This is a genomic window from Microbispora sp. CA-102843 (assembly GCF_050936215.1).
GTDB lineage: Bacteria > Actinomycetota > Actinomycetes > Streptosporangiales > Streptosporangiaceae > Microbispora.
Window position 1 is genome coordinate 2,528,629 of sequence record NZ_JBNJNF010000001.1, and the last position, 24,197, is coordinate 2,552,825.

Consider the following 24,197-nt stretch of genomic DNA (forward strand, 5'->3'; position numbering starts at 1 on the left):
GCTTCATGAACGATGCTCGTGTGCTCGGCGTCGACGGGTGCAGGGCGGGCTGGATCGGGGTGGTCCCGCCCGCCGGCCCCCGGCACGGGGGCGTGGCGCGCGCCTACTTCGCGCCTCGCGTCGCGGACCTGGTCGCCCTGGCGGACGCGGACGGCGAGGTCGCCGTCGTGGCCGTGGACATGCCGATCGGATTGCCCGACGGCCACCCCGGCGGTCACCCCGGCGGACCGCCGGGCCGGGGCCGCCGCCGGGCCGACGTGCTGGCGCGCGCGGAACTCGGCCCCCGGTGGCGGTCGGTGTTCATGACCCCGGTGCGCGCCGCGCTGGAGGCGGACGACTACGCCTCGGCCGTGGCCGTCAACCGAAGCCTGACCGGTGAGGGCGTTTCTCGCCAGGCGTTCGGGCTCAAGGAGAAGCTCCTGGAGGTCGAGCGCTGGGTGCGGGAGGCGGGCAGGCGGGTCGTGGAGATCCACCCCGAGCTGAGCTTCGCCCGGCTTGCCGGGGCGCCCCTGCCGCACCCGAAGACGACGTGGGCGGGCGCCGAGCGGCGGCGTGAACTGCTGGCGGCGGCGGGCGTCGTGCTCGCGGGCGACCTCGGCCGGGCCGGGGCGGCGGCGGGGGTGGACGACGTGCTCGACGCGGGCGCCGCCGCCTGGACGGCCCTGCGGGTGGCGTCCGGACAGGCCCGGCCCCTCCCCGATCCTCCCGAGGTCTTCTCCGACGGCATCCCCTGTGCCATCTGGGCCTGACGGCTGTGCCATCCGGGCCTGACGGCTGTGCCATCCGGGGGCCCGGCATGGCAAAGGCCGTACGCCGCGTTCCCCGGGGGATGCGGCGTACGGCCGTGGAGGAGATGTCAGGCGAGATGCTCGGCGAGCCGGTCGAAGAACTGGACCCAGCCCGCCTTCGCGGCCTCGGCGTGCGCCGCGTCGGTGTTGTAGCCCTCCTGCGTGAAATTCATCTCCGTGCGGTCCCCGAGGTCGGTGAGCGTGACGGTCGCGACCGAGGCCACGGCGCCCTCCTGGTTGTCCGGGACACCGGTGGTGAACACCAGCCGCTCGGGCCCCGCGATCTCCCGGTAGACGCCGCCGAGGGGGGCCTTCGCGCCCTCCGGCGACACGAGGCACGCGCTCCACTCGCCTCCGGGCCGCAGGTCCATGGTGATCAGCGAGACGGGGGTGGTGAAGCCGCGCGGGCCGAACCACTGGCTGAAGCGCTCCGGCTCGGTCCACGCCTTGAAGACGGTCTCGCGGGGAGCGTCCAGGACGCGGGTGACGGTGTATTCAAGGTCGGGGGTGTTCGTCATCGTCATGCCCTTCGTGGTCAGGAGTTCGGACGTGCGTGACCTTCGGACGGATGGTCAGGGGAAGAGCCGGGAGAGCCATGACCGCCAGGCGGCCTCGACGTGCTCCTGGTCGGCGTCCTCGGCGAAGACGTGGTGCCCGAGGACGACCACGTTCCCCCGCTCGGGACCGGAGTGGATGAACCGGTAGAGCCCGTCGGCGGTCCGCAGGCCGAGGAAGGTCGGGAAGCCGGTGTAGTCGACCACCCCGTCCTCCGGCGCCAGCCCGTCCACCGCGAGCCGTACGGGGTCGCCGACGCGGACCGTGCCCGCCAGGCCCAGCGCGTCCTTGATCGCCGCCCAGGCCGGCTCGTTCTCGGCCGCCTGGGGGCGTACGGCGGACACGACGGTGGCCGGGCGCCCCCGGAAGTAGGTGAGGTACTGGGCGAGCTTGTGCAGGTACATGTCCCAGCCGACGCCCATCGCCTCGAACTCGGTCTCCCAGTCGTCGCCGAGGAAGCCGTGCTGGACCAGGCGCAGGACCGTGCTGCCGTGGTCGCGTCCCTCGATGAGGTACTCGAACGCCATGAACGTGCCGTCGGGGTTCTCGTCGCCGCGGTACGCGAACCGCTTGCCGGGCTCGTACGCGGTCACGGTGGAGCCCTCGCTGTTGCCGAACATGGTGAACCGGCCGCGGCCGTCTTCGACGGGCTCGATCTCCGTGCGTCCCATGAACCAGGAGTCCACCCCCGGGCCGGTGGCGATCGCCTCCCAGACCTGCTCGGGGGTCGCGTCCAGCTGGACTTCCTTGTGCAGCTCGAACTCGTGGGGCACGTTCAGCGCTCCTCTGTGTCGGCCGTCCGGGGGACGGCGGGATGGACGGCGACGACCAGCCGGTGCTCGCGCCCGCCTTCGGCCGAATCGTCGTGGTACTTGCTCACGAGCGTGGCCACGGCGGCCGACAACTCCTCGGCGAACGCGGCCCGGTCGGCGGCCGAGGCGAAGCGCACCCGGCCGTCGACGGCGAACGTCGCGAGCTTCTTGCGTGCCTGGGACGCCCCGACTATCAGTGTGCCCACGTCGCGCACGAGCTGCGCGGCGAGCGCCAGCAGCCATCGCGCCGACAGCCGGTCGGGTGCGCGTGACGGATCGGGCGCGACCGACGCCAGCGCGGCGGGGGAGATCACGAACGACGCCGCCGTCGCCCGCATGACCCGCTCGTTGACGTTGCCCTTGCGGCGCTCCTCGACCAGCTCCACGAGGCCGTGCCGCTCCAGGGTCTTGAGGTGGTAGTTCACCTTCTGCCTCGGCAGCCCGACCTTGGCCGCCAGCATGGTCGCCGAGTTGGGCTCCGTCAGCTCGGCGAGCAACCGCGCCCGCATCGGATCCAGGGAGGCCTCCGCCGCCGCCGGATCCTCGATCACCGCCACGTCTTTCATGCCCTCGAGCATGGCAGCCGACAAACAAATTTGTCAAGGCAAAGAGAGATGTCGGTTGGCGTCGAAGCTCGAGTGCCAAGTCGGCCTTATCCACTCATTACGCCTATAACGTTGTGCGACCGATCTGTAACGCGATGTAATCACATCGGCGATGGGCCGGACCTACTGGCTCCGAAGGAGTGAATATGACGTTCACAGCTATGAACCCCACGTCTATGGCGACCACGCTGGGGTACGGCGCTCAGCACCAGATCTCGCCCCTGCAGCTCGGTCAGCATCTCGCGGCGGCCCAGCACCAGCTGTCGCCGCTCGCGATGATCCAGCAGGAGGAGCAGATCCTCCCGCAGGAGCACCTGGTGAGCCCGGTGACCTTCTGGACCAAGGTCGCGCGGTACAGCGTGCGTTACGGCGCTCACGCGGCCCGCCAGATGCTGGAGGGTGTGCTCTACCAGCACCAGGTCCAGCAGCAGCTTCAGCAGCAGGTCCAGCAGCAGCTGCTTCCGCCGCAGGTTCTGCAGGCCCTGCAGGCCATCCAGGCCCAGGCCCAGCAGATCCCGCAGGTTTACGGCCAGCCGTACGCCACCCAGGCGTACGCGCAGCACCCTGCCCAGCAGGCCATGCAGTTCGGCTCCCCGTCCATCCACGGGGTGTACGGGCAGCAGGTCCCGCTGACCGCGCAGGGCTACGGCCAGGCGTACGGCCAGGGCTACGGCCAGGCGTACGGCCAGCCGTATGGCCAGCCGTATGGCCAGGCGTATGGCCAGGCGTACGGCCAGCTGCACCAGCAGGTCGCGCAGCAGGTCCCGGTGCCGGCCGGTGCCGCAATCTGATCGGAGGAACACCGTGGAGTCGATGGGTCCCGGGATGGGTCCGGTGACGCCCCCGGCCGTGGGAGTCTCGGCGGGGCATCCGGCGCCGGTCGCGCCGCTGCAGGCGCACTGCGCCGTGACGCTCCAGCGGCTGTACGGCTGGCTAGAGGCGTCACTCCCGCAGGCGCCCCAGGTCGCGGGGATCATCCCGCTGCTGGTGCAGGCGGTACAGCTGTACCGGGCTGGGCGGTACGACGCGTGCCTGGCGCAGATCCAGTTCGCGCTCGGCGCCGTCGCCCCCGGACGGCCCACGGTTCCACTGTTGTGACGTGATCACCGTGGTGGCCCGGACCGGTCGGCGGCCGGTCCGGGCCCCCGCCGTCCCGAGACCGGCGAAATGTGATGACAGAGCCTGAACTGCCCGCCGCGCCGTACGGGGCGCGGCCGGCCACACCAGCCTGAGCTGGGGAGAGTCGAGACGTGGTGACCAATAACGACAAGCCCAAGGACGGAAGCGAGGAGCCGCGCCCGGCGTCCCCGCGGGGGCGGCAGGCGTCCCGCCAGGCGCCGCAGCCGGTGGAGCCCCGGCCACGGCGCTACATGGTGGCTGCGCTGCCCCAGCCGCATCCGGCGGCGCCGGGGGCAGCCGCGCCGGCTCTCGACGGGGACACGGTGCGCAGGCTGCTGGAGGACGACCCCGAGGTGCGCGTGCTGCGCCGCCTGCGGGGGACGGCGGGGAACCCGGGGGCTCAGGCACCCGGGTTCCCCGCTGTGGTCGTGGCGGAGATGACCGCCGAGCACGTGGAGGCGTTGCGGCGGCAGTATCCGCAGCTCTACTTCGAGCGCGACCGGCTGCTCACCTACAGCGACGTGCCCCAGCCGCCGCGCAGGCGGCGGCCCGCCCCGGCGGTGGTGCCGCCGGGCGTGGAGAGCACGTTCGCCTTCCTGGTCAGGGACGCGGACGGCACGCCGCTGCCCGGCGCGAGCGTCCTGGTGACCGGGCATGGCTGGCCCGCCCAGACGTCCACCGGGGTCGACGGCCGCGCGGTGGTCACGATGGTGGGGGAGACCCCGGAGTCGATCAGCGGGGTGACGGTCCGGCCGCGCTCCGGCTACTGGAGCGTCCACATCGACCGCCCGGCCCTGTCCACGAGCCGGGACAACCTGATCGAGCCGATACGCCTGTCGGAGACCTTCAACGGTTTCCCCGGCAGGCAGGTCTTCGGCTGGGGCCAGCAGGCGATGAACCTCGACCGCCTGCCTCCCACGCTGCGCGGCGCAGGGGTCAGGATCGCCATCATCGACTCCGGGGCCGACGTACGGCACCCCGACCTGCGTGACCGCGTCCGCGCGGGCGTCGATCTCGTCGGCGGCGAGCCGGACGGCTGGTCCGTCGACGCCGCCTACCACGGCTCCCACTGCGCGGCCGTCGTCTCCGGGGCCGACGACGGCGGCGGCGTCGTCGGGTTCGCCGTCGAGGCCGAGGTGCACGCCTGCAAGATCTTCCCGGGCGGGCGGTTCAGCGACCTCATCGAGGCGCTCGACTACTGCGTCGAGCAGCGGATCGACGTCGTCAACCTGAGCCTCGCGAGCAGACACCACTCCCCGCTCGTCGCCGCGAAGATCGAGCAGGCGCGCGAGGCGGGGGTGGCGTGCGTGGTGGCCGCCGGCAACGACGGGGGAGCGGTCGGCTTCCCGGGCATCCTGCCCGGCGTCCTGACCGTCGCGGCCGTCGGCAAGGCCGGCGCGTTCCCGCCCGGCACCGCCCACGAGGCCGAGATCCGCGGGCCGATGACCGGCGACGGCTACTTCTCGCCGCGCTTCACCTGCCACGGCCCCGAGATCGACGTGTGCGCCCCGGGCGTGGCCGTGCTGTCGGCGGTGCCCCCGGACGGGTACGCCGCACTGGACGGCACCTCCATGGCCACGCCGCACGTCGCCGGCCTCGCCGCCCTGGTGCTCGCCCACCACGGCGACTTCCGGGGCCCCTACAGCGGGCGGGACGCGCGGCGGGTCGATCACCTCTTCCACGTCATCAAGTCGAGTTGCGTCCCGCTGAACCTCGGCGATCTCCACCGCACCGGCGCGGGGATGCCGAACGCGCTGCGCGCTCTCGCACCGGCCCTCGCGCAGATCACGCCCGAGCCGGTCGAGGCGGACACGCTGCTCGGGCAGCTCACCGCCGAGATGACCGGCGCGGGACTGCTCGTGCCGGCGGCCTGGGGGCCGGGCGGCGACTCCGGGCAGACGGGCACGGGGGCGCAGCCTGGCATGGCCACGCAGGCGGCGTACGGCGCGGGCACGACGCCCAACGGGCCGGTGCCCGGCGGTCTCGTCACCAGAGCCCCACGCGGGCGCGCCACGGCGACCGGTGGCGGCGTCCCGCCGGCCGAACAGGGCGGGGCACCCGGCGGCGGGGGGACCCGGGGCAAGCGAGGGGGAGCGGCCGCCGCCCGGCCGTACGCCACCGGTCCCGGCGGGGGCCGGGCGCCCGGCGGTGCGGCCGGCGACGTCCCGGCAGGTCCTCGTACGGCGAACGGCACGCCGGCGGGGACGGGCGCGGCCAGAGGCGAGCAGGCGGCCATGGCATGGCTGACGGAGGAGATGCGGGCCGCGGGGCTCCTCGGCGAGGACCCGGCCGACCCGGTGGAATGAGGACGCGGAGCGCGGGCTCCGGGGGCTCGTCGCGGAGCCCCCGGATGCCGGCTCCGTCTACGGTCTCAGCATTCAGTACTCAGTACGACTCGTAGGCGGGACCGGCGAGCTGTGCCACGTCATCCGCGCCATCCCCGATGAGCTTCGCCCCCAGGTCGGCGAGGGCCCGTCCGGCCGCCAGTTCGTCGCCGATGTCGGGCACGGGCCGGTCGGCCGGGTTGCGGCGGGCTCGGCCGACGCTCTCGTGGCGTCGTCCCGCGGGCGTGTACAGCACGGCGGTCGCGGTGGTGACGTCGTCGTTGTCGTCCTCGTTCACGAAGATCTCGACGGTCCAGCGCTTCGATTCCATGTCGGACCACCTCCAGGACTCCAGCATCCCTCCCGGCCGCGCGGCCCCGGCACCGGCCCCGGGCTGAGGACCTACGGCCCTGGAGGGCCGCGACCGGCGGTGGTCACATGGAGGAAGCCCGGTGAAAAGGCCCGGTGAGAAGGCACGGGAAGGCCCGGGTGAGACGACGCAGCCCAGGAAGGAGCGTCCATGTCCGGCCCGATCATCGTCGGCACCGACGGCTCGCCCGCCGCGACGGCCGCCGTGCGGTGGGCCGCGGACGACGCCGCCCGCCGCGGTTACCCGCTGCGCTTCGTCTCCGTCGTGGACCACTGGGCGTACGGCATCCCGAAGTTCCCCACCTCTGGCGGCGACCCGCTCACCGCGCACGCCGAGCGCGCGCTGTCCGCCGCGGAGGCGGTGGCCCGCGAGCGGCGGCCGGACGTGAAGATCAGTACGGAGATCATCGAGGGCATCCCCTCCCGCGTCCTGCGGGACAAGGCCAAGGAGGCCGTCGAGATCGTGCTCGGCAGCAGGGGACTCGGCGGCTTCGCCGGCATCGTCGTCGGGTCGGTCAGCACCCACGTCGCCGGTCACGCCCCCTGCCCGGTCATCGTCGTACGGCCGGGCTGGAGCGGTGAGAGGGGGGAGATCGCGGTGGGCGTGGACGACTCGCCCGAATGCGAGCCCGCCCTGGCGTACGCCTTCGAGCAGGCGAGGGCGCACGGCGACACGCTGCGGGCCGTGCACGCCTGGCAGTTGCCCGCCCATCCGCTCGCGCCCGAGATCACCTACGACGTGGAGGAGGTGCGCGAGGCCTGTCAGCGCGTGACCTGGGAGAAGCTGGCGGACCCGCGGAGGCGGTATCCCGAGGTGCCGGTGCGCGAGGAGATCGTCTACGGGCATCCGGTCGACGCGCTCGTCCAGGCGTCACGCGGGGCCGGCCTGCTCGTGGTCGGCTCCCACGGCCGGGGCGCGCTGGGCTCGGCGATGCTCGGCTCGGTCAGCCGGGGAGCGCTGCACCACGCCGAGTGCCCGGTCGCCGTCGTACGGTCCCCGTCGGCACCCTGATGCGTCGCTGCGGGATGAGGGACGGATGCCGAGCAAGTGGTCAACGTGACCCGGGCCCGCCCGCGCGGTGCGGACGGGCCCGGCGTGGGCCGCTTCAGCGCTGCTGCTGTTCGGCCCCCGGCTTCTCGATCGGGATTCGCCTGCGCTCCTCCCGCTCCTCGGCGAGCCGCACGCTCACCTCGAGGATTCCCTTGTCATAGGTGGCCTTCACGTCGTTCTCGTCCGCGTTCGGCGGCAGCACGATCGACCGGGTGAAGGCTCCGTAGCGGAACTCGGTGCGGTGCGCCTGCCGCTCCTCGTGGCGCCGTTCGGCGTGGATGGTCAGCACGCCGTTCGACACGCTGATCTCCACGTCCTTGTCCGGGTCGATTCCGGGCAGTTCGGCGCGCAGCACGTAGCGGCCGTCCTTGACGTAATCCTCAAGCCGCATCTGCTGCCCGGCCATCGGCCGGAGTGCGGCCATCGGCGCCTCCAGCAGGTCGAACAGGTCGGGAACGAGACCTCTGGACTCCCGTCGCATCGGAACGCTCATGCCTGTCACCTCCGTCCGGCAGAACTCATCATGGAAGAAATACCCGGCAGAAATCGGACAAATCGCCACGACTGGGCCGCTACGGGGCCCCGTGATGCAGGATGGTGATCATGCTGCCAGAACGGCTCTATCACGGCACCGGCCCCGGCCCGATCACTCCGGACGGGTGCGCGGTCGACTACTACGCGACGCTCACTCCCAACGGTGAACCCGAGATCGTCCACGCCGCGATACCGGAGGGTGCGGCGATACTCGAACTCGGCGCGGGGGTGGGCCGGATCACCCACGCCCTCCTCGCGCTCGGCCACGAGGTGGTCGCCGTGGACGAGTCGCCCGAGATGCTCGCGCACATCCACGGAGCTGAGACGGTCCTGTCCCGCATCCAGGACCTGTCCCTGCCCAGGACGTTCGACGTGGTCCTGCTGATGTCGTACGTGATCGACACCGCCGACGACGACCTGTGCCGGGCGTTCCTGCGGACCTGCCGCCGCCACGTCGCCCCGGACGGGTGCGTGATCTTCCAGCGCCAGCCGCCCGAGTGGTACGACACGGTGGGGCCGTCGGAGACGCGCGGCGACGAACGGGTGATCCGGATGACGGACGTGACCCGGCCCGAGCCGGATCTGCTCTCCGCGACGATGGAGTATGTCATGGGAGACCGGCGATGGACCCACACGTTCGTCAGCAGGTGCCGCACCGACGACCGGTTCGGGGAGCTGCTGCGCGAGGCCGGGCTCACGATGGAGGGCTTCCTCGGCGGCGATCGTAGATGGGTGCGGGCGGTGCCGGCCTGACGCGGCCGGCCCACGGCGAAGGGAGCGCGCGATGAGGTTCGTACGCGAAGGCGAGATCAAGGCCACCCGGCCGGGACCGGACAGGTTCACCGACGGCGTGTGGGAGGCGAAGGCGCTGGAGGAGGTGGAGCCGGACGGCCTGCGCGCCCAGCGCTTCTCCTACGACCCGCAGGCCCGCTCGGGCTGGCACACCCACGACGGGGAGCAGGCGCTGTACGTGCTGTCGGGGCGCGGGGTGGTGACGCGCTGGGGCGAGACCGAGGGCACGCTGATCGGGCCGGGCGACTGGGTCCACGTGCAGCCGGGTGAGAAGCACTGGCACGGCGCCGTCGCCGACGACACGCTGGTGCACATCGCCGTCACGGCGAGCGGCACGACCCACTGGCACGGGCCGGTTACCGACGAGGAGTATCGCGCAGGCCTGGGCTGACCAGCGGCCGGACGGCTTCGGCGTGCGGGTCCGTTTTCTGCGCGGCTCAGCCGGTGACGATGACGAGGCCGGCCCGGGAGCGCACGTCGTGGCGGGCGTAGTAGCGCTCCTCCTGCTCGGCCCAGCGCCGCCAGTGGGGCGCGTACACCTCGCCGTCGCGGGCGAGCGCCCGCGCCCTGCGGACCTCCTCAGCGGCCTCCAGCCACACCAGCCCGCTGAGGTACGGCCCCGCCTCGCGGGCGCCGCAGCCCACGCCCTCGATCACGACGGTGTCCGCCGCGGGGACCTCGTGCCATTCGGCGTACCGGCCCCGGGTCCAGTCGTAGCGCCGCCAGCGTGCCCGGCCTCCGCGGCCCAGGGGGCGCAGCACCCACTCGAGCAGGGCGTCCACCCCGGCCTGCAGGCCGTCCCAGCCGTCGTACAGGTCGTCCATGCGGACGACCTGCGCGGTGAGCGCCGCGGCCACGGCGGCGGCCAGCGTCGTCTTGCCCGCACCGGAGCGTCCCTCGACGGCCAGGACGCGGGTGCCGGCCGCGCGGGCGGGCCGCGTGCGCAGCCAGCGCGCTACGGCGGTGGGATCGGGGGTCACGCGCGCCGAGCCTAACGGAGCGCCGGCGTGCCGAATCCCGTCACCCCTGACGGGGGCCGACTCCCGCCATGGCCAGGCCGAGCAGCCGCTGCGCGTCGGCGGCGGGGTCCGGGTGGTGTTCCATGGCCAGGGCGATGCCGGTGATCAGGGCGAGCAGGTCGCCGATGGTCACGTCCGGTGCCAGCGCGCCGTCGTGCGCGGCGTGGCGCACCAGTGGGTCGCCCGCCTCGGTGAGCTGCGCCGAGCAGCAGTGCTCGTGCGCCACGCCGGGGTCGGCCGCCCGGTCGCGGGACAGCGCGGTGGCCAGCCCCCGGATGGTCGTCGCGTCCGCGAGGACGGCGCTCAGCCATTCCAGCAGCGCGGCCCGGGTGTCGGCCCTGCCGGTCAGGTCGCGGGCGTGCGCGCACAGGGTCTCGACCCGATCGCGGAAGACCGCCTCCAGCAGCGCGTGGCGATTGGGAAAGTGCCGGCGCACGGTGGCGGATCCGACTCCCGCGGTGCGGGCGATCTGCTCCAGGGACGCGTCGGGCCCCTCCACGGCGATCGCCTCCTTGGCCACGGCGAGCAGGCGCGCGTAGTTGCGCCGGGCGTCCGCACGCTGGACGGGCATGGTGTCACCTCATCGGTTGCTAAATGGCGGGGTCCGCCGTATCTTACCGAAGCATAAACGGCGGGGTCCGCCGTTTTGTCGACACACACCACAGGAGGGGCCTCATGCCCACCGATCCCGCACCCGTCCTGGTCACCGGCGCCACCGGACGGCAGGGCGGCGCCACGACCCGCGCCCTGCTCGCGAACGGCGTTCCCGTCCGGGCACTGGTCCGCGACCCCGCGACCGACCGGGCGAGGGCGGTCGAAGCGCTCGGCGCCGAACTGGTCGCCGGCGACCTCGACGACCGCGACTCGGTGATCAGGGCCGCGCGAGGGGCCCGGGCCGTCTTCTCGGTGCAGATGCCCCAGCTGAAGGGAGACGCCCTCGACTTCGAAGGCGAGCTGACCCAGGCCGTCAACCTGATCGAAGGCGCGCTGGCCGCGGGCGTGCCGCAGTTCGTGCACACGTCCGTCTCCGGTGCGGGTCAGCACACCGAGGTCCCCGGCTGGGCCGAAGGCCGCTGGGCGTCGCTGGAGCCCTACTACGCCGCCAAGGCCGGCATCCAGGACCGGGTGCGTGAGGCGGGCTTCACGCACTGGACGATCATCAAGCCGGGCTTCTTCATGGACAACTTCCTTCCGTCCCTGGCGTACCTGTTGCCCCGTGGCGTCGAGGGGGGCATCGTGACCGTGCTGAAGCCCGGCACCCGGCTCTCCCTCGTCGCGGTCGACGACATCGGCGCGGCGGCCGCCGCGGCCGTCGCCGCGCCGGAGCGGTTCCACGGGGTCGAGCTGGAACTGGCCAGTGACTACCTGACGCTGAGGGAAATCGCGGGGGTCCTCTCCCGGGCTCTGGGCACCGAGCTGACCGCGCCCGACATGACCATGGAGGAGGCGGTCGCCGCGGGGATGCCGGGAGCCGGCGTCACTTCACACGAGTTCATCGACACGGTCGGTCAGCCCGCCCGTCCCGAGTACGCGCGGGCCCTCGGCATCCCGCTCACGACCTTCGAGGAATGGGCGCACGAACACCTCCGGGCCGCGGCCTGACACTCCCTGGGGTGCGGTCGCGGAGCGGCCCGGAGAGGCCGTCCGGTCCCTCCGGGCCGCTCGTGGAAGCCCTTGCCCGGCCCCGCTACACGCCGGCGCGGGTGGGACGGCGGATGTCGCTGCTCTGCTCCTGCCACTCGGGGGTCTCCCGCCCCTTCTCCTCGGCGATCTCCTCCATGCGCAGGGCGATCCCCATCCCGAAGAAGGTCGGCGCCCACTCGCCGACGAACAACGCCCACCTGTCGGCCCGCTCGATGCCGGCCGCCTCGTACTTGTTCGAGATGATCCACGAGGCGATCGACATGCCGATCGACCCGAAAGCGGCGCCGTACAGGATGCTGGAGCGCAGACCCATTCTGTGGAGTGTGCTGATCATACGTGTCCCCCTTGTGGTGATTTGCCCCGATTTCGGGCGTACCCGGCCTGTCCTCCCGTAACCCGGCCGGACCCACGACGCCGTGCGATACTCGCGACCGCGCATGAGGCGAGGGCGGCTGGGCAGCCGTCCAGCCGGACCAGGAGGAAAGTCATGGAAGTTCTGGGCATCGACATCGGCGGCTCGGGGATCAAGGGCGCCACGGTGGACACGGCCGCCGGCGTGCTCACCCGGGAGCGCCTGCGCATCCCGACGCCGCGGCCCGCCGCGCCGGGGGTCGTCGCCCAGGCCGTACGCGAGATCGCGGCGCACTTCTCCTGGACCGGTCCGATGGGCGTCACCTTCCCCGGAGTGGTCCTCGACGGGGTCATCAGGACGGCGGCCAACGTGGACAAGTCGTGGATCGGAGTGAAGGGCGCCGACCTGTTCGGTGAGCAGACCGTCGTGCTCAACGACGCGGACGCGGCCGGCGTCGCCGAGATGACCTTCGGCGCGGGCCGGGACCGGCACGGGGTCGTGCTCATGCTGACCTTCGGCACCGGCATCGGCAGCGCGCTCTTCGTGGACGGCACGCTGGTGCCCAACACCGAGTTCGGCCACATCGAGATCCGCGGCAAGGAGGCCGAGCACCGCGCCTCCGACCGGGTGCGCGAGGAGGAGGACCTGAGCTGGGAAAAGTGGGCCGGGCGCGTGGAGGAGTACCTCGGGCACATGCGCGACCTGCTGTCGCCCACGCTGATCGTCGTCGGCGGGGGCGTGAGCAAGAAGGCCGGCAAGTTCCTGCCGTACGTCGAGCTCGGGGATACCCCGGTGGTGCCCGCCGTGCTGCGGAACGAGGCCGGGATCATCGGCGCGGCGATGGCGGCCGCGGTGGCCGCGCGCATGCCCTGAGCGATAGATCTCCCTTATTCCTACCTGGACAGCGGGTAATATCGCTGCCATGATGATCCCATGAGTTCCTCGGGGAGGTTGACCCAGCGCCGGCACATCGACCTGCTGCGCGTCTGCGCCGCCGCCTGTTGACGACCGCGGTCACCACCGTCCGGTACGCCACGAGGCAAGGAGAGGGGCATGTCCCACCAGAACGTCATCGACTTTGTGGAGCGCAGGCGCGAGCAGGGCCATGAGCCCCCCGACCTCGGGCAGGGGTCCGTGCTCGGCGTGCTGCCGGTGCCGGAGACCGGCGCCGTGCTGATGATCGTCGGCTACCTGGTGCCCGCCGGGACCGCGGCGGAAGCGCCGGAGCCGCCGATCGCGCGGGAGCGTACGGCCTCGCCGCGGCGGGACGCTCCGGGCGAGGAGGAGGAGCTGGTCCTGGACCGGGCCGCGCGGGTGGCCCGGGCCGGAGGCGAGGAGATCGAGCTGACCTTCCGGGAGTTCGAGCTGCTCGACTATCTCACCTCGGCCCCCGGCCGGGTCTACAACCGCCGCCAGCTCATGGCGGCCGTCTGGGACCGGTACGACGACGAGGGCGGACGTACGGTCGACGTGCACGTCCTGCGGCTGCGCCGCAAGCTGGGCCGGCACGCCGGCCGGATCGTGACCGTCCGCAACGTGGGGTACAAGTACCAGCCGCAGCGCCGCCGCTGACACCGCCCTGAAGGGGCCGCCGGAAAACGGCTGGCAGATCGGCGGGGGGTGTTGCCTATCCTTGAGCATGGAATGAACACGCTCGCCGATCTCCAGGCCCGCCTCCCCGACCTGATGCTGCGCGACCAGCGCAGGCTGCGCCGCCGTCTCGACGGCATGCGCCGGGTCCGCGACCGCGCCGCTCGCCAGTCCGTCGTCCAGGAGATCGCGGGGGACGTGGAGGCCGCGGAACGCCGCGTGGCCGCGCGCCGCGCGGCCGTCCCCGCCCTCAGCTACCCTCCCGAGCTGCCGGTCAGCCGGCACAAGGACGACCTGCTTGAGGCCATCAGGGACCACCAGGTCGTCATCGTGGCCGGTGAGACCGGCTCGGGAAAGACCACCCAGATCCCCAAGATCTGCCTGGAGCTCGGCCGGGGGGTCCACGGGGTCGTCGGCCACACCCAGCCGCGCCGCATCGCCGCCCGCACGGTCGCCGAGCGCATCGCCGAGGAGCTGTCGATCGAGCTGGGGGAGGCGGTCGGCTACAAGGTCCGCTTCACCGACCACTCCAGCGACGGGACGCTGGTCAAGCTGATGACCGACGGCATCCTGCTCGCCGAGATGCAGACCGACCCGCTCCTGCTGCGGTACGACACGCTGATCATCGACGAGGCGCACGAGCGCAGCCTCAACATCGACTTCATCCTCGGCTATCTCAAGCAGCTCCTCCCCAAACGGCCCGACCTCAAGGTGGTCATCACCTCCGCGACCATCGACCCCGAGCGGTTCGCCCGGCACTTCGCCCAACCGGGCGGGGAACCGGCGCCCGTGATCGAGGTGTCCGGGCGCACCTACCCCGTGGAGGTGCGCTACCGCCCGGTCGACGAGGACGACGACCAGACCCAGGCCATCGTCGACGCCGTGGACGAGCTGTGCGCCGAGGGGCCGGGCGACATCCTGGTCTTCCTCAGCGGCGAGCGGGAGATCCGCGACACCGCCGACGCGCTCAAGGGCCGTCCGGAGGAGGTCCTCCCGCTGTACGCGCGGCTGTCGGCCGCCGAGCAGCACCGGGTCTTCCAGCAGCACAGGGGACGCCGGATCGTGCTGGCCACCAACGTCGCCGAGACCTCGCTGACCGTTCCCGGCATCAAGTACGTGGTCGATCCGGGCACGGCGCGGATCTCCCGCTACAGCCACCGGCTGAAGGTCCAGCGGCTGCCGATCGAGCCGGTCTCCCAGGCGTCGGCCAATCAGCGCAAGGGCCGCTGCGGCCGTACCTCGGACGGCGTGTGCATCCGGCTCTACTCGGAGGAGGACTTCCTCTCCCGGCCGGAGTTCACCGACCCCGAGATCCTCCGTACGAACCTGGCGAGCGTCATCCTGCAGATGACGTCGCTGGGCCTGGGGGACATCGCGGCGTTCCCGTTCGTGGAGCCGCCGGACAGCCGTCAGATCAGGGACGGCGTCAACCTGCTGCTTGAGCTCGGCGCCCTCGCCGACAAGGGCGCGGGCCGGGAGGCCGGGAAGGGGACGCAGCTCACGCCGCTCGGGCGCAAGCTGGCGCAGCTCCCGGTCGACCCCCGTCTCGCCCGGATGGTGCTGGAGGCCGAGAAGAACGGCTGCGCCCGCGAGGTGATGATCATCGCGGCCGCGCTGTCCATCCAGGACCCGCGCGAGCGGCCGGCCGACAAGCAGCAGGCGGCCGACGAGAAGCACCGCCGCTTCGCCGACAAGGAATCGGACTTCCTGACCTACCTCAACCTCTGGAACCACCTCCGCGACAGGCAGAAGGAGCTGTCGTCGAGCGCGTTCCGGCGGCTGTGCAAGGCCGACTACCTCAACTACCTGCGCGTGCGGGAGTGGCAGGACATCGACAGCCAGCTCCGCCAGGTGGCCAAGACGCTGGGCATCGTGCCCAACAGCGTGCCCGCCGACCCCCAGCGGATCCACCAGTCGCTGCTGGCCGGCCTGCTGTCGCACATCGGGGTCAAGGACGTCGTCGAGAAGCGCAGGCAGGACGGCCGCAGGCCGATCACGGAGTACATCGGCGCCCGCAACGCCCGCTTCGCGATCTTCCCCGGCTCGGCACTGGCCAAGGCGCAGCCGCAGTGGGTGATGTCGGCCGAGCTGGTGGAGACCTCCCGGCTGTGGGCCCGGGTCAACGCCAAGATCGAGCCCGGCTGGATCGAGCCCCTCGCGCAGCACCTCGTCAAGCGCACCTACAGCGAGCCGCATTGGGAGAAGGACCAGGCCGCCGTCGTCGCGCTGGAGAAGGTGACGCTGTACGGCGTGCCGATCGTGACCGAGCGGAAGGTCAACTACGGCCGCATCGACCCCGAGCTGAGCCGGGAGCTGTTCATCCGGCACGCGCTGGTCGACGGCGACTGGCGCACCCACCACAAGTTCTTCCACGAGAACCGCAAGCTGCTCGAGGAGGTCGAGCAGCTGGAGGAGAAGGCCCGCCGCCGCGACATCCTCGTGGACGACGAGACGCTGTTCGACTTCTACGACCAGCGGATCCCGGCCGACGTGGTCTCGGGCAGGCACTTCGACAGCTGGTGGAAGAAGACGTCGCGGGAGACGCCCGACCTGCTGACGTTCTCGCCGGAGATGCTGGTCAACGACAGCGCCGGGGTCAGCGCCGGGGACTACCCCGACGCCTGGCGGCAGAACGGCCAGCGGATGCGGCTGACCTACCGCTTCGAGCCCGGCGCGGCGGAGACGGGTGAGGCGGACGGCGTGACCGTCCACATCCCGCTCGCCGTGCTCAACCAGGTCGACCCGACCGGTTTCGACTGGCAGATCCCCGGCCTGCGCGAGGACCTCGTCACCGCGCTCATCCGGTCGCTGCCGAAGAACCTGCGCCGCAACTTCGTGCCCGCCCCCAACTACGCCAAGGCCGTGCTGGAACGCGTACGGCCCGGCGGCGAGCCGATCCTCGAGGCGCTGGAGCGCGAGCTGCGGGCGCTGACCGGGGTGGAGGTGCCGCGCGACGCGTGGGCCCTCGACCAGCTCCCCGCCCACCTGCGGATCACCTACCGGGTGGTCGACGACCGCAAGCGCACGGTGGGCGAGGACAAGGACCTGGAGGCGCTCAAGCGGCGGCTCGCGCCGAAGCTGCGCGCCACGCTGTCGAAGGCCGCCGACGACCTCGAACGCGACGGCCTGCACGGCTGGACGATCGGCACCCTGCCGAAGGTGTTCGAGCAGGGCAGGCTGCGGGCCTACCCGGCCCTGGTGGACGAGGGCACGAGCGTCGCGGTCCGGATGTTCGAGACCGAGCGCGAGCGCGACAGGGCCATGTGGGCGGGCACCAGGAGGCTGCTGCTGCTCAACGTGGTCAACCCGGCCAAGGCCATCCTGCGGACCCTGACCACCGCGCAGAAGCTCGCCCTCAGTCGCAGCCCGCATGGCGGGGCCGCCGCCCTGTTCGACGACTGCACCGCGTGCGCCGCCGACAGGCTGATGGCGGAGGCGGGCGGGCCGGTCTGGGACGAGGCCGGGTTCGAGCGGCTGCGCGACCACGTGCGCGCCTCGCTGTTCGAGACGACCGAGGAGGTCGTCTCCCGGGTGGAGCGGGTCCTGGCGGCCTGGCACGCCGCGCAGAACCGGCTCGGCGCGCTGGGCGGCGGCGTGGCCGATCTCAGGGCCGACATCGCGGACCAGCTCGACGGGCTGGTGCACGACGGCTTCGTCACCGAGACGGGCTACGACCGGCTGCCGGACGTGCACCGCTACCTGCGGGCGGTCGAGCGCCGGCTCGACAAGCTCCCGGACGATCCCCGCCGCGACCGCGAGTGGATGCACCGCGTGCACGACGTCGAGGACGAGTACCGCGACCTGCTCGACCGGCTGAAGCCCGCCGAGCGGGACGCCAAGGCCGTACGGGACATCCGGTGGATGATCGAGGAGCTGCGGGTGAGCTTCTTCGCCCAGCAGCTCGGCACTCCCACCCCGGTCTCCGAGAAGCGCATCCGCAAGGCCATGCAGCAGGTCGAGGAGGCGGCCCGGACGTCGTAGCCAGCGGCAGAGCCTTCAGCGACAGGGTTTCAGCGACAGGGTTTCAGCGACACAGCTCAGCGGCCCAGGGAGACACGGCTCAGCGGCCCAGGGCGGCGCCGATCAGCGCGCGGGGGTCGGCCGCCCCGGCGAGCACGCCCGACGGGAGCAGGTCGATCAGGTGGGCGTGGCCGAAGTTGGAGCCCCACTCCACCGTCTCGACGGTGTGCCCGCGCTCGCGCAGGCCGTTCGCCCAGGGCGCGCCCTCCTCGACCTCGACCACCGGGGCGGACCGCCAGGTGTCGAAGCCGGTGCCGCTGCCGAGCGCCCAGCGCGGGGCGCCGATCGCCTCGCCGGGCGTCTGGCCGTGTGCGAGCAGGCGGGTGACCAGCTGCAGCAGGATCTGCGGCTGCGCGTCGCCGCCCATCGTGCCGAGAACGGTACGCAGCGTGCCGTCCGGCCGGGTGACCAGCGCCGGGCACAGCGTGTGGGGTGGCCTGCGGTGCGGGCCGTACTCCGCGGGATGGCCGGGCGTGAGCGAGAAGCCGATGCCGCGGTTGTGCAGGTTGATCCCGGTGCTGGGCTCGAAGAGCAGGCTGCCGAAGCCCGACGCGTTCGACTGGATGAGCGAGACGCCCATGCCGTCCCCGTCGACCACGCACAGATACGTCGTGTCGCCCGGCGCGGCGGGAGCGTCGGGCAGGGGGGAGCGCAGGTCGGGATCGACCAGCGCGCGGCGGGCGGCGGCCGTGCCGAGCGGCGCCACGGCGGCCTCGTGCAGGACGTCGAGCCGGTCGTGCCCGGCCGCCCTGGCCGACTCCACCAGCAGGTGGGCCCAGCGCGGGTCGGCGGGGTCGGCGGGCGGGCCGAACTCGGCGAGGATCTCCAGGGCCAGCAGGAGCAGGTAACCCTGGGAGTTCGGCGGAATGGTCCAGATCCGGTGCCCGAACACCTCGGTGCTCAGCGGCTCCACCCAGTCGGCGTTCGGCCGGGCCAGGTCCTCCTCGGTGTACTCGCCGCCGCCCAGCTCCAGCAGCCCCTTGCCGAACTCGCCCTGGTAGAACGCGGCCCGGCCGCCCTCGCCGAGCGCGGCGAGGGCCCTGGCGACGCCGGGCCGGCGGATCACGTCCCCGGCGCGGCGGGCGGCCGCGAGGTCTCCCGCTCCGGGCAGCGAGCCGATGAACTCCCCGCCAGGGGCGAGCAGCGGCGAGGCGGGGAAGCCTTCGGCCGCGAGGCGGATCGCGGGGGCCAGCAGGTCGGCGAGCGGCAGGCGGGCGTACCGCTCGTGCAGCGCCAGCCACCCGTCGGCGCAGCCGGGCACCGGGACCGAGCGGATGTCGTACAGGTGGGGCATCCGGTCGAGGCCCTCCGCCCGCAGCCGGCCGGGATCGGCGCCCGAGCCCGCCCGCCCCGAGGCGTTGAGCGCGGCGACGCCCCCGCCCTGGCTCGCGCTGTGGTTCCCGTCGGGGCTTCCGTCGTGGACGAGGGCGAACAGGTCGCCGCCGAGACCGCACATGTGCGGGGCGGTGACCGCCAGCACGGCGTTGGCGGCGATCGCCGCGTCCACCGCGTTGCCGCCTCTGTCGAGCATGGCGACGCCCGCAGCCGAGGCCAGATGATCGACGGTGCACACCATGCCGTTCAGGGCGTACCGAGTCTCGCTCACGTTCGGCGATGTTACGGCACACCATAGAGTGGCTGCCGTAACAGGACGAAGGGGAGAGGCGGTTATGGTCCGGGCGCTCGTGTTCGACGTGGGGGAGACGCTCATCGACGAGACCCGGATCTGGTCCAGGTGGGCCGACCGGCTGGGCGTGCCGCGCCTGACCTTCATGGGCGTGCTCGGCGGCATGGCCGCGCTCGACCGGAGCCACCGGGAGGCGTTCGAGCTGGTCAGGCCGGGAATCGACCTCGACGCCGAGATGGAGGCGTGGCGGCGCGAGGACCCGGACGGGCTGCGCGAGAACTTCGACGCCGACGACCTCTACCCGGACGTGCGACCCGGCCTCGCGGCCCTGCGGGAGGCCGGCTACGACCTGGTCGTCGCGGGCAACCAGCCGCCCCAGGCGTACGACGCGCTGGTCGCGATGGACCTGCCGGTCGACGGGATCCACACCTCGGCCGGATGGGGGGTGGAGAAGCCCGATCCCGCGTTCTTCGCCAAGGTCGCGGCCGTCTGCGGTCATGAGCCCGGGCAGATCCTGTACGTCGGCGACCGCCTCGACAACGACGTCCTGCCCGCCGCGCGCGCCGGGATGCGAACGGCCCTGCTGCGCCGGGGGCCCTGGGGCTACCTGCACTCCGAGCGCCCGGACGCCGCCCGTGCCGACCTCGTCGCCGACGGCCTCGCCGACCTCGTCCGCCTGGTCCCCACGCTCGGCTGATCAGGGGCGCAGCGGTTCGGGCGGGGCGCTCGCCTTCGCCGACCCGGACCCGGGCGTCGTCCTGGCCCACACCCCGAGCCGCCTCGTCGTCAGCGCGGCCGGCCCGGCCCCCAGGGTGGAACCCCATGGTCGCGGCGCTGTACTCCTGCCTGTGACGGTTCGCCGTCCGACGGGGGAAGGACAGCGCCGCGACGTGGCGCGCTCAGCCCTTTTCCTGCTTCTTCTGCCTGACGGCGGCGATGAGCTCATCCTTGTTCATCCCCGACGCGCCCTCGACGCCCAGCTCCTTGGCCTGGTGCAACAGCTCGTCCTTCGTCCGCGAGCGCGGCTTGATCGGAGTGGCCAGCGCCTCGGCCTTCCGCTTGCTGAAGGCCTTGCCGAGCCGCACCCGCTCCTCGAAGGGGACGGCCTTCTCCAGGACCGGGAGGATGTCGTTCTCCTCCTCCTCGACGTGGTGCGTCACCGCCTCGATCAGCTCGTGCAGCAGCGTGTCGAACTCGGGGCTGTCCGGGGCGGTCTCCAGAAGCCGGGAGATCATCTCCTCGGCCTCGTGGTGCTCCTCCGCGCCGTGGTGGACCTCCTCCTTCTCCTCGGGCCGCCGCTTGGCGAGCGCGGGGTAGACCTCGTCCTCCTCGCCCTCGCTGTGGGCGATGAACTTCGCCGCCAGCTCCGCGAGCAGGGCCGGCCGGTTCTCCGGCATCTTCTGGAGCCGCTCGAACAGCGACTCCACGTCGCGGTGATCGTCCTTGATCAGGCTGATGACGTCGGTTGCCATGGGTTTCCTCCTGTGCGTGGACGCTCGCACTACCCGGCGCCGTGATGATCACACCGGTCCCGCCCCGGGAGCACCGGATCTCGTCCATGTGCCCTTCAACCGGCTCACAAGTGCGGGACGCCACCCTCGCTGCCATGAACCGCGAATTGGAGAGGGGCCGTGCGCGTGTCGGCCCATGGGAGTTCGCCTGGCATCCGGCGTGGTGGCTCGCCCTGATGTGCCTGGCGGTGGCGGTGCTGCTGTTCGTGTTCGTCGAACCCGTCGCCTGCTATCACTGCATGCTCGATAGCGACAACCACGATCGGGCCGCCAAGGTCTTCACCGCCGTGGCGCTCGCCGCCTACTTCTGGGCATACGGTCAGTGGCGCCGCGTGGAGCATCCCGAGAGCGTGACGTCCGACACCGAGCGTGCGCTGGTCGCGCTCTTCGGTTTGATCCTGGCGCTGGCGCTGTGGCCGTTGTCGCCGCCAGAGTGGCGGTGTGGCCCGCCCGCCGCCGTGTTCACCCCTTGGTACGGCGACCTGCCCATTCCGTGCCAGAACTCTCTCGACCAGCGCCAGACCCAGCTCGTCCTGCTCGGACTGCTGGCGATCCCCCTCGCGGTCGGGGCCGCGAGACACGCACCCGGGAGGCGATGAGCCCGGGACGATTTCAGGAGTCCCTGGTGAGGGTTCCCTCGTAGGCGAACAGACCGAGGTCGTCGGTGTGGCGGTAGGCGAGGGCGTCGCCCTTGCGCGTGAGCACGACGTCGCCGGGGACGCACTGCGGGACGTCCTCCAGCCGGAACGTGAGCGCGGAGGCAGACGCCGCGGTCAGCCGCAGCGTGCCCTCGCACGAGTTCGCCGGCTCCTTCCACTTGCCGGACGGCTTGCCGCGCTTCAACTCGATCTCGATGTCGTACTCGCTCGTGAGGAGACCGGCGGTGGGCGCGATGTGGCCCCCCCACTTCCCCGCGAACGTCTGCGGAATGCCCGCCGGCGCGGAGGCGGTCGCGGGGGCCGTCCCGCTCGTGCCGCCGGGCCCGGGGGTGGTCGGCGTCGGGCCCGGCGGGTACGTGCTCCGGGCGGGAGCGGTCGTCTGGGGCGGGGGGGACGGACCGTCGGACACCGCGGTCAGGCGCGGGACCAGCAGCGCCGCGGTGATCCCGAGAGCCGCCACGGCCGCACCGGCCCCGGCCAGGACCCGGGTGCGCGAACCGCCCCGGCCGCCACCGGGAACCGTGTCGGTCCCGGCGGCGCCGTGCTTCCCGGCCGGACCCGCCGACGGCGACGTATGCGGCCACGGAGACGGGTCGTACGGCTGCGCGGGCGCGGCAGGAGTGACGCCGTTCACCGCCGCACCCGTACGCACCGGGCCGGGCGCGGTGCCGACCAGTTCGAGCAGCAGGTCGCGGGCGGCGGGGCGGGCGGCGGGGTCCTTGGCGAGGCAGCGTTCGACCAGCGCCCGCAGGGGCGGGGGCACCGCCGTCAGGTCGGGGAAGGTCGTCATGATCCGGTGCAGCACGGCGGCGACGTTGCCGGCGCCGAACGCCGCCCGGCCGGTGGCGGCGAAGACGATCGTCGCTCCCCACGCGAACACGTCGGAGGCGGGGGTGGCCGCATGTCCCGCGATCTGCTCGGGCGCCAGGTAGGCCGGGGTGCCCACGGGGCCCGCGGTCATCGTCTCGCTCTCGCCCTGCCGGGCGATGCCGAAATCGACCACGCGGGGTCCGTCCGGCCCCAGCAGCACGTTGCCCGGCTTGAAGTCGCGGTGCACGATGCCCGCGGCGTGGATCGCCGCCAGCGCGGTCGCCGTTCCCACCGCGAGCCGTTCCAGCTCGCCTCCGCGCAGCGGCCCCGACGCGGTCACCCGCTGCTGGAGCGAGGGGCCGTCGACGAACTCGCTCACGACGTACGGCTCGCGCCCGTCCACCACGGCCGTGATCACCCTGGCCGTGCAGAAGGGGGCGACGCCGCGCAGGACGTCGAGTTCGCGCGCCAGCCGTGCCCGGACGGCGGGGTCGAGCCCGGTCTTGAGCACCTTCACCGCGACCGGTCCGCCGTCGGGCGCGTGACCCAGGTAGACGACGCCTTGGCCGCCCTCGCCGAGCCGTCCGCTGATGCGGAACCCGCCGAGCGTACGCGGGTCGTCTGGATCAAGGGGGGCGGCCATGGTCACACCGTAGCGATCCCGCGGCCGGTCCGGGATCAGAGCAGGCGCGGGTTCAGGGCGTAGGCGAGCGCGCGCCGCCCGGCGTCGCTCAGGTGCAGGTGATCGCCCGAGTCGTACGAGACGGCCAGCTGCTCGGGGAACTGCGGGTCGCGTACGGCCCGGTCGAAGTCGAGGACGCCGTCGAACGCCTTGCTCGTGCGGATCCAGGCGTTCAGCCGCTGCCTGATCTCCTCGCGCTCCGGCGTCCAGGTGCCCCAGCCGTAGAAGGGGGTGAGTGTGGCGCCCAGCACCTTGATCTTGCGGGCGTGCGCCTCGCGGATCAACCTCTTGTATCCGTAGGCGAGCGACTTGATCGAGGTGTAGTCGCCCCGGGCGATGTCGTTGATCCCCTCGTAGACCACCACCGTGCGCGCCCCCGGCTGGGTCAGAGCGTCGCGGTAGAACCGGCTGAGACCGCTCGGGCCGACGTTGGAGCGCAGCAGCCGGTTCCCGGCGATGCCGGCGTTGAGCACCCCCATCCGCCGCGACGGCGACCGGTGGGCCAGCCGCTGCCGCAGGTAGTCGGTCCAGCGGCGGTTGGCGTCGACGGCCTGGCCCGCGCCGTCGGTGATCGAGTCGCCGAACGCGACCACCGAGCCCGTCGTGGCCGCGCCCGCCTCGACCGCGATCCGGTCGAGGAAGTACCACTGCGTGCTGGTGTAGGTGAAGCCCTCGCCGCTCTCCTCCGCCGCGTGGTCCCCCGGGTCCGACAGATAGGTGGTGCTATAGGCGCGTTCGTGCCCGGTCACGCCCGTGACCGTGCCGGGCAGGTGGAGGCTGACGACCAGGGCGGAGCCGCCCGCGATCCGGCCCGGGATCGGGTCGCTCCAGACGGCCTGGCCCGGCGGCACCCTCACCGTGGTGCGCTTGCGGAAGGTCACCGGCCGGTTGGTGCCCGCGAGGATCTCGGCGCCGTACGCCTGGACGCCCACGTGCACGGTGGCGAACGTCACCGGCGCCTCCCCGAAGACGTTGGACAGGCGCAGGCGCATGCCGGCGCCGCCGACGCTGGCGCGCACGACCATCCGCACGGTCTGCCCGCCGAGGGCCGCCGTGACGCGGTCGGTCGAGGTGGTCCACGTGCCGACCAGGGGACGCCGTACGGGCGAGTCGCCACGGGGCTTCGGCGCGGCCGTGAGGGACTCCGCGTGGACCGGCGCCGTGGGAAGCACGGCGGTCGCGCCGCTGACGGCGAGGGCGAGAGCGGCCATGGTCAACCGGTGAGCCGGCCGTGCCATCCGGGTCCTCCATTTGGGTGTGGCTGCCTGGGGCGGGTCCGTGGCGGCCCCGCTTCCGATCGCTCCGCCGAGAACGTTGATCGAAAAGCGTCCGCG

At 72.6% G+C, this 24,197-nt stretch carries 25 protein-coding genes; 13 read left to right on the forward strand and 12 right to left on the reverse strand.

The features are described from left to right. The first annotated feature begins 5 nt into the window (after positions 1–5). Positions 6–749, forward strand: a complete 744-nt coding sequence (locus ACQEVJ_RS11950; protein WP_433100155.1) for a DUF429 domain-containing protein — start codon at positions 6–8, stop codon at positions 747–749. 107 nt (positions 750–856) lie between these two features. Here the strand turns inward: ACQEVJ_RS11950 and ACQEVJ_RS11955 are convergent, their stop codons facing one another. From ACQEVJ_RS11955 to ACQEVJ_RS11965, 3 genes are read right to left on the reverse strand one after another with little or no spacing between them, the layout of a single operon-like run. Next, positions 857–1,312 (reverse strand): SRPBCC family protein, encoded by a 456-nt coding sequence (locus ACQEVJ_RS11955; RefSeq protein WP_433100157.1) that lies wholly within the window; start codon positions 1,310–1,312, stop codon positions 857–859. Between the two features lie 48 nt (positions 1,313–1,360). After that, complete coding sequence (locus ACQEVJ_RS11960) at positions 1,361–2,116, reverse strand: SRPBCC family protein (RefSeq protein WP_433100159.1); 756 nt, start codon at positions 2,114–2,116, stop codon at positions 1,361–1,363. A 2-nt stretch (positions 2,117–2,118) separates the two neighbouring features. Beyond that, a complete protein-coding gene (locus tag ACQEVJ_RS11965) occupies positions 2,119–2,721 on the reverse strand; it encodes an ArsR/SmtB family transcription factor (RefSeq protein ID WP_433100161.1) in 603 nt (200 codons plus the stop codon). 185 nt (positions 2,722–2,906) lie between these two features. On the opposite strand from ACQEVJ_RS11965, the gene ACQEVJ_RS11970 reads away from it, so the two are divergent. The 3 genes from ACQEVJ_RS11970 to ACQEVJ_RS11980 all read left to right on the forward strand — a co-directional run bounded on the left by ACQEVJ_RS11970 (position 2,907) and on the right by ACQEVJ_RS11980 (position 6,185). Further along, positions 2,907–3,551, forward strand: coding sequence for a hypothetical protein (locus ACQEVJ_RS11970; protein ID WP_433100163.1), 645 nt, complete (start codon positions 2,907–2,909; stop codon positions 3,549–3,551). A gap of 22 nt (positions 3,552–3,573) precedes the next feature. Continuing rightward, positions 3,574–3,858, forward strand: coding sequence for a hypothetical protein (locus ACQEVJ_RS11975; RefSeq protein WP_433100165.1), 285 nt, complete (start codon positions 3,574–3,576; stop codon positions 3,856–3,858). A 152-nt stretch (positions 3,859–4,010) separates the two neighbouring features. Continuing rightward, positions 4,011–6,185, forward strand: a complete 2,175-nt coding sequence (locus tag ACQEVJ_RS11980; protein WP_433100167.1) for a S8 family serine peptidase — start codon at positions 4,011–4,013, stop codon at positions 6,183–6,185. Positions 6,186–6,264: 79 nt separating this feature from the next. On the opposite strand, the gene ACQEVJ_RS11985 is transcribed toward ACQEVJ_RS11980, so the two are convergent. Then, on the reverse strand, positions 6,265–6,534 hold the full coding sequence (locus tag ACQEVJ_RS11985; protein WP_433100169.1) for a DUF1876 domain-containing protein: 270 nt from the start codon (positions 6,532–6,534) through the stop codon (positions 6,265–6,267). Positions 6,535–6,723: 189 nt separating this feature from the next. On the opposite strand from ACQEVJ_RS11985, the gene ACQEVJ_RS11990 reads away from it, so the two are divergent. Next, entirely contained in the window at positions 6,724–7,584 is an 861-nt protein-coding gene (locus tag ACQEVJ_RS11990) for a universal stress protein (RefSeq protein WP_433100171.1), read from the forward strand. A 94-nt stretch (positions 7,585–7,678) separates the two neighbouring features. Here the strand turns inward: ACQEVJ_RS11990 and ACQEVJ_RS11995 are convergent, their stop codons facing one another. Next, positions 7,679–8,116, reverse strand: a complete 438-nt coding sequence (locus ACQEVJ_RS11995; protein WP_433100173.1) for an Hsp20/alpha crystallin family protein — start codon at positions 8,114–8,116, stop codon at positions 7,679–7,681. 110 nt (positions 8,117–8,226) lie between these two features. Between ACQEVJ_RS11995 and ACQEVJ_RS12000 the strand changes: the two genes are divergently transcribed. Next, complete coding sequence (locus tag ACQEVJ_RS12000; RefSeq protein ID WP_433100175.1) at positions 8,227–8,910, forward strand: class I SAM-dependent methyltransferase; 684 nt, start codon at positions 8,227–8,229, stop codon at positions 8,908–8,910. 31 nt (positions 8,911–8,941) lie between these two features. Beyond that, positions 8,942–9,340: a cupin domain-containing protein gene (locus ACQEVJ_RS12005; RefSeq protein ID WP_433100177.1), complete on the forward strand. Its 399-nt coding sequence runs from the start codon at positions 8,942–8,944 to the stop codon at positions 9,338–9,340. Between the two features lie 46 nt (positions 9,341–9,386). Here ACQEVJ_RS12005 and ACQEVJ_RS12010 read toward each other — a convergent pair whose 3' ends face one another. Continuing rightward, positions 9,387–9,929, reverse strand: a complete 543-nt coding sequence (locus tag ACQEVJ_RS12010; RefSeq protein WP_433100179.1) for a hypothetical protein — start codon at positions 9,927–9,929, stop codon at positions 9,387–9,389. A 40-nt stretch (positions 9,930–9,969) separates the two neighbouring features. Further along, complete coding sequence (locus tag ACQEVJ_RS12015) at positions 9,970–10,539, reverse strand: TetR/AcrR family transcriptional regulator (RefSeq protein ID WP_433100181.1); 570 nt, start codon at positions 10,537–10,539, stop codon at positions 9,970–9,972. 104 nt (positions 10,540–10,643) lie between these two features. Between ACQEVJ_RS12015 and ACQEVJ_RS12020 the strand changes: the two genes are divergently transcribed. Continuing rightward, positions 10,644–11,570 (forward strand): NmrA/HSCARG family protein, encoded by a 927-nt coding sequence (locus ACQEVJ_RS12020; RefSeq protein ID WP_433100183.1) that lies wholly within the window; start codon positions 10,644–10,646, stop codon positions 11,568–11,570. A gap of 85 nt (positions 11,571–11,655) precedes the next feature. On the opposite strand, the gene ACQEVJ_RS12025 is transcribed toward ACQEVJ_RS12020, so the two are convergent. Next, positions 11,656–11,925, reverse strand: a complete 270-nt coding sequence (locus tag ACQEVJ_RS12025) for a hypothetical protein (RefSeq protein ID WP_433100185.1) — start codon at positions 11,923–11,925, stop codon at positions 11,656–11,658. 174 nt (positions 11,926–12,099) lie between these two features. Here ACQEVJ_RS12025 and ppgK point away from each other — a divergent pair, with 174 nt between their 5' ends. The 3 genes from ppgK (at position 12,100) to hrpA (ending at position 17,535) form a co-directional block, all read left to right on the forward strand. After that, positions 12,100–12,837 (forward strand): polyphosphate--glucose phosphotransferase, encoded by a 738-nt coding sequence (ppgK, locus tag ACQEVJ_RS12030; protein ID WP_433100187.1) that lies wholly within the window; start codon positions 12,100–12,102, stop codon positions 12,835–12,837. Between the two features lie 180 nt (positions 12,838–13,017). Further along, entirely contained in the window at positions 13,018–13,536 is a 519-nt protein-coding gene (locus ACQEVJ_RS12035) for a winged helix-turn-helix domain-containing protein (RefSeq protein WP_433100189.1), read from the forward strand. Positions 13,537–13,608: 72 nt separating this feature from the next. Further along, entirely contained in the window at positions 13,609–17,535 is a 3,927-nt protein-coding gene (gene hrpA / locus ACQEVJ_RS12040; protein ID WP_433100191.1) for an ATP-dependent RNA helicase HrpA, read from the forward strand. A 79-nt stretch (positions 17,536–17,614) separates the two neighbouring features. Here hrpA and ACQEVJ_RS12045 read toward each other — a convergent pair whose 3' ends face one another. Continuing rightward, a complete protein-coding gene (locus ACQEVJ_RS12045; RefSeq protein WP_433100193.1) occupies positions 17,615–19,180 on the reverse strand; it encodes a gamma-glutamyltransferase family protein in 1,566 nt (521 codons plus the stop codon). Between the two features lie 64 nt (positions 19,181–19,244). Here ACQEVJ_RS12045 and ACQEVJ_RS12050 point away from each other — a divergent pair, with 64 nt between their 5' ends. Beyond that, positions 19,245–19,898 (forward strand): HAD family hydrolase, encoded by a 654-nt coding sequence (locus ACQEVJ_RS12050; RefSeq protein WP_433100195.1) that lies wholly within the window; start codon positions 19,245–19,247, stop codon positions 19,896–19,898. Between the two features lie 202 nt (positions 19,899–20,100). Here ACQEVJ_RS12050 and ACQEVJ_RS12055 read toward each other — a convergent pair whose 3' ends face one another. Next, positions 20,101–20,673, reverse strand: a complete 573-nt coding sequence (locus ACQEVJ_RS12055; protein ID WP_433100197.1) for a hemerythrin domain-containing protein — start codon at positions 20,671–20,673, stop codon at positions 20,101–20,103. 134 nt (positions 20,674–20,807) lie between these two features. Here ACQEVJ_RS12055 and ACQEVJ_RS12060 point away from each other — a divergent pair, with 134 nt between their 5' ends. Continuing rightward, the gene (locus ACQEVJ_RS12060; protein ID WP_433100199.1) at positions 20,808–21,311 is read left to right on the forward strand and encodes a hypothetical protein; all 504 of its coding nucleotides are present in this window, start codon (positions 20,808–20,810) and stop codon (positions 21,309–21,311) included. Between the two features lie 13 nt (positions 21,312–21,324). Here the strand turns inward: ACQEVJ_RS12060 and ACQEVJ_RS12065 are convergent, their stop codons facing one another. Together ACQEVJ_RS12065 and ACQEVJ_RS12070 are read right to left on the reverse strand one after the other, a co-directional pair. Beyond that, entirely contained in the window at positions 21,325–22,824 is a 1,500-nt protein-coding gene (locus ACQEVJ_RS12065) for a serine/threonine-protein kinase (protein ID WP_433100201.1), read from the reverse strand. A gap of 35 nt (positions 22,825–22,859) precedes the next feature. Continuing rightward, positions 22,860–24,101 (reverse strand): SGNH/GDSL hydrolase family protein, encoded by a 1,242-nt coding sequence (locus ACQEVJ_RS12070; RefSeq protein ID WP_433100203.1) that lies wholly within the window; start codon positions 24,099–24,101, stop codon positions 22,860–22,862. Positions 24,102–24,197 lie beyond the last annotated feature (96 nt).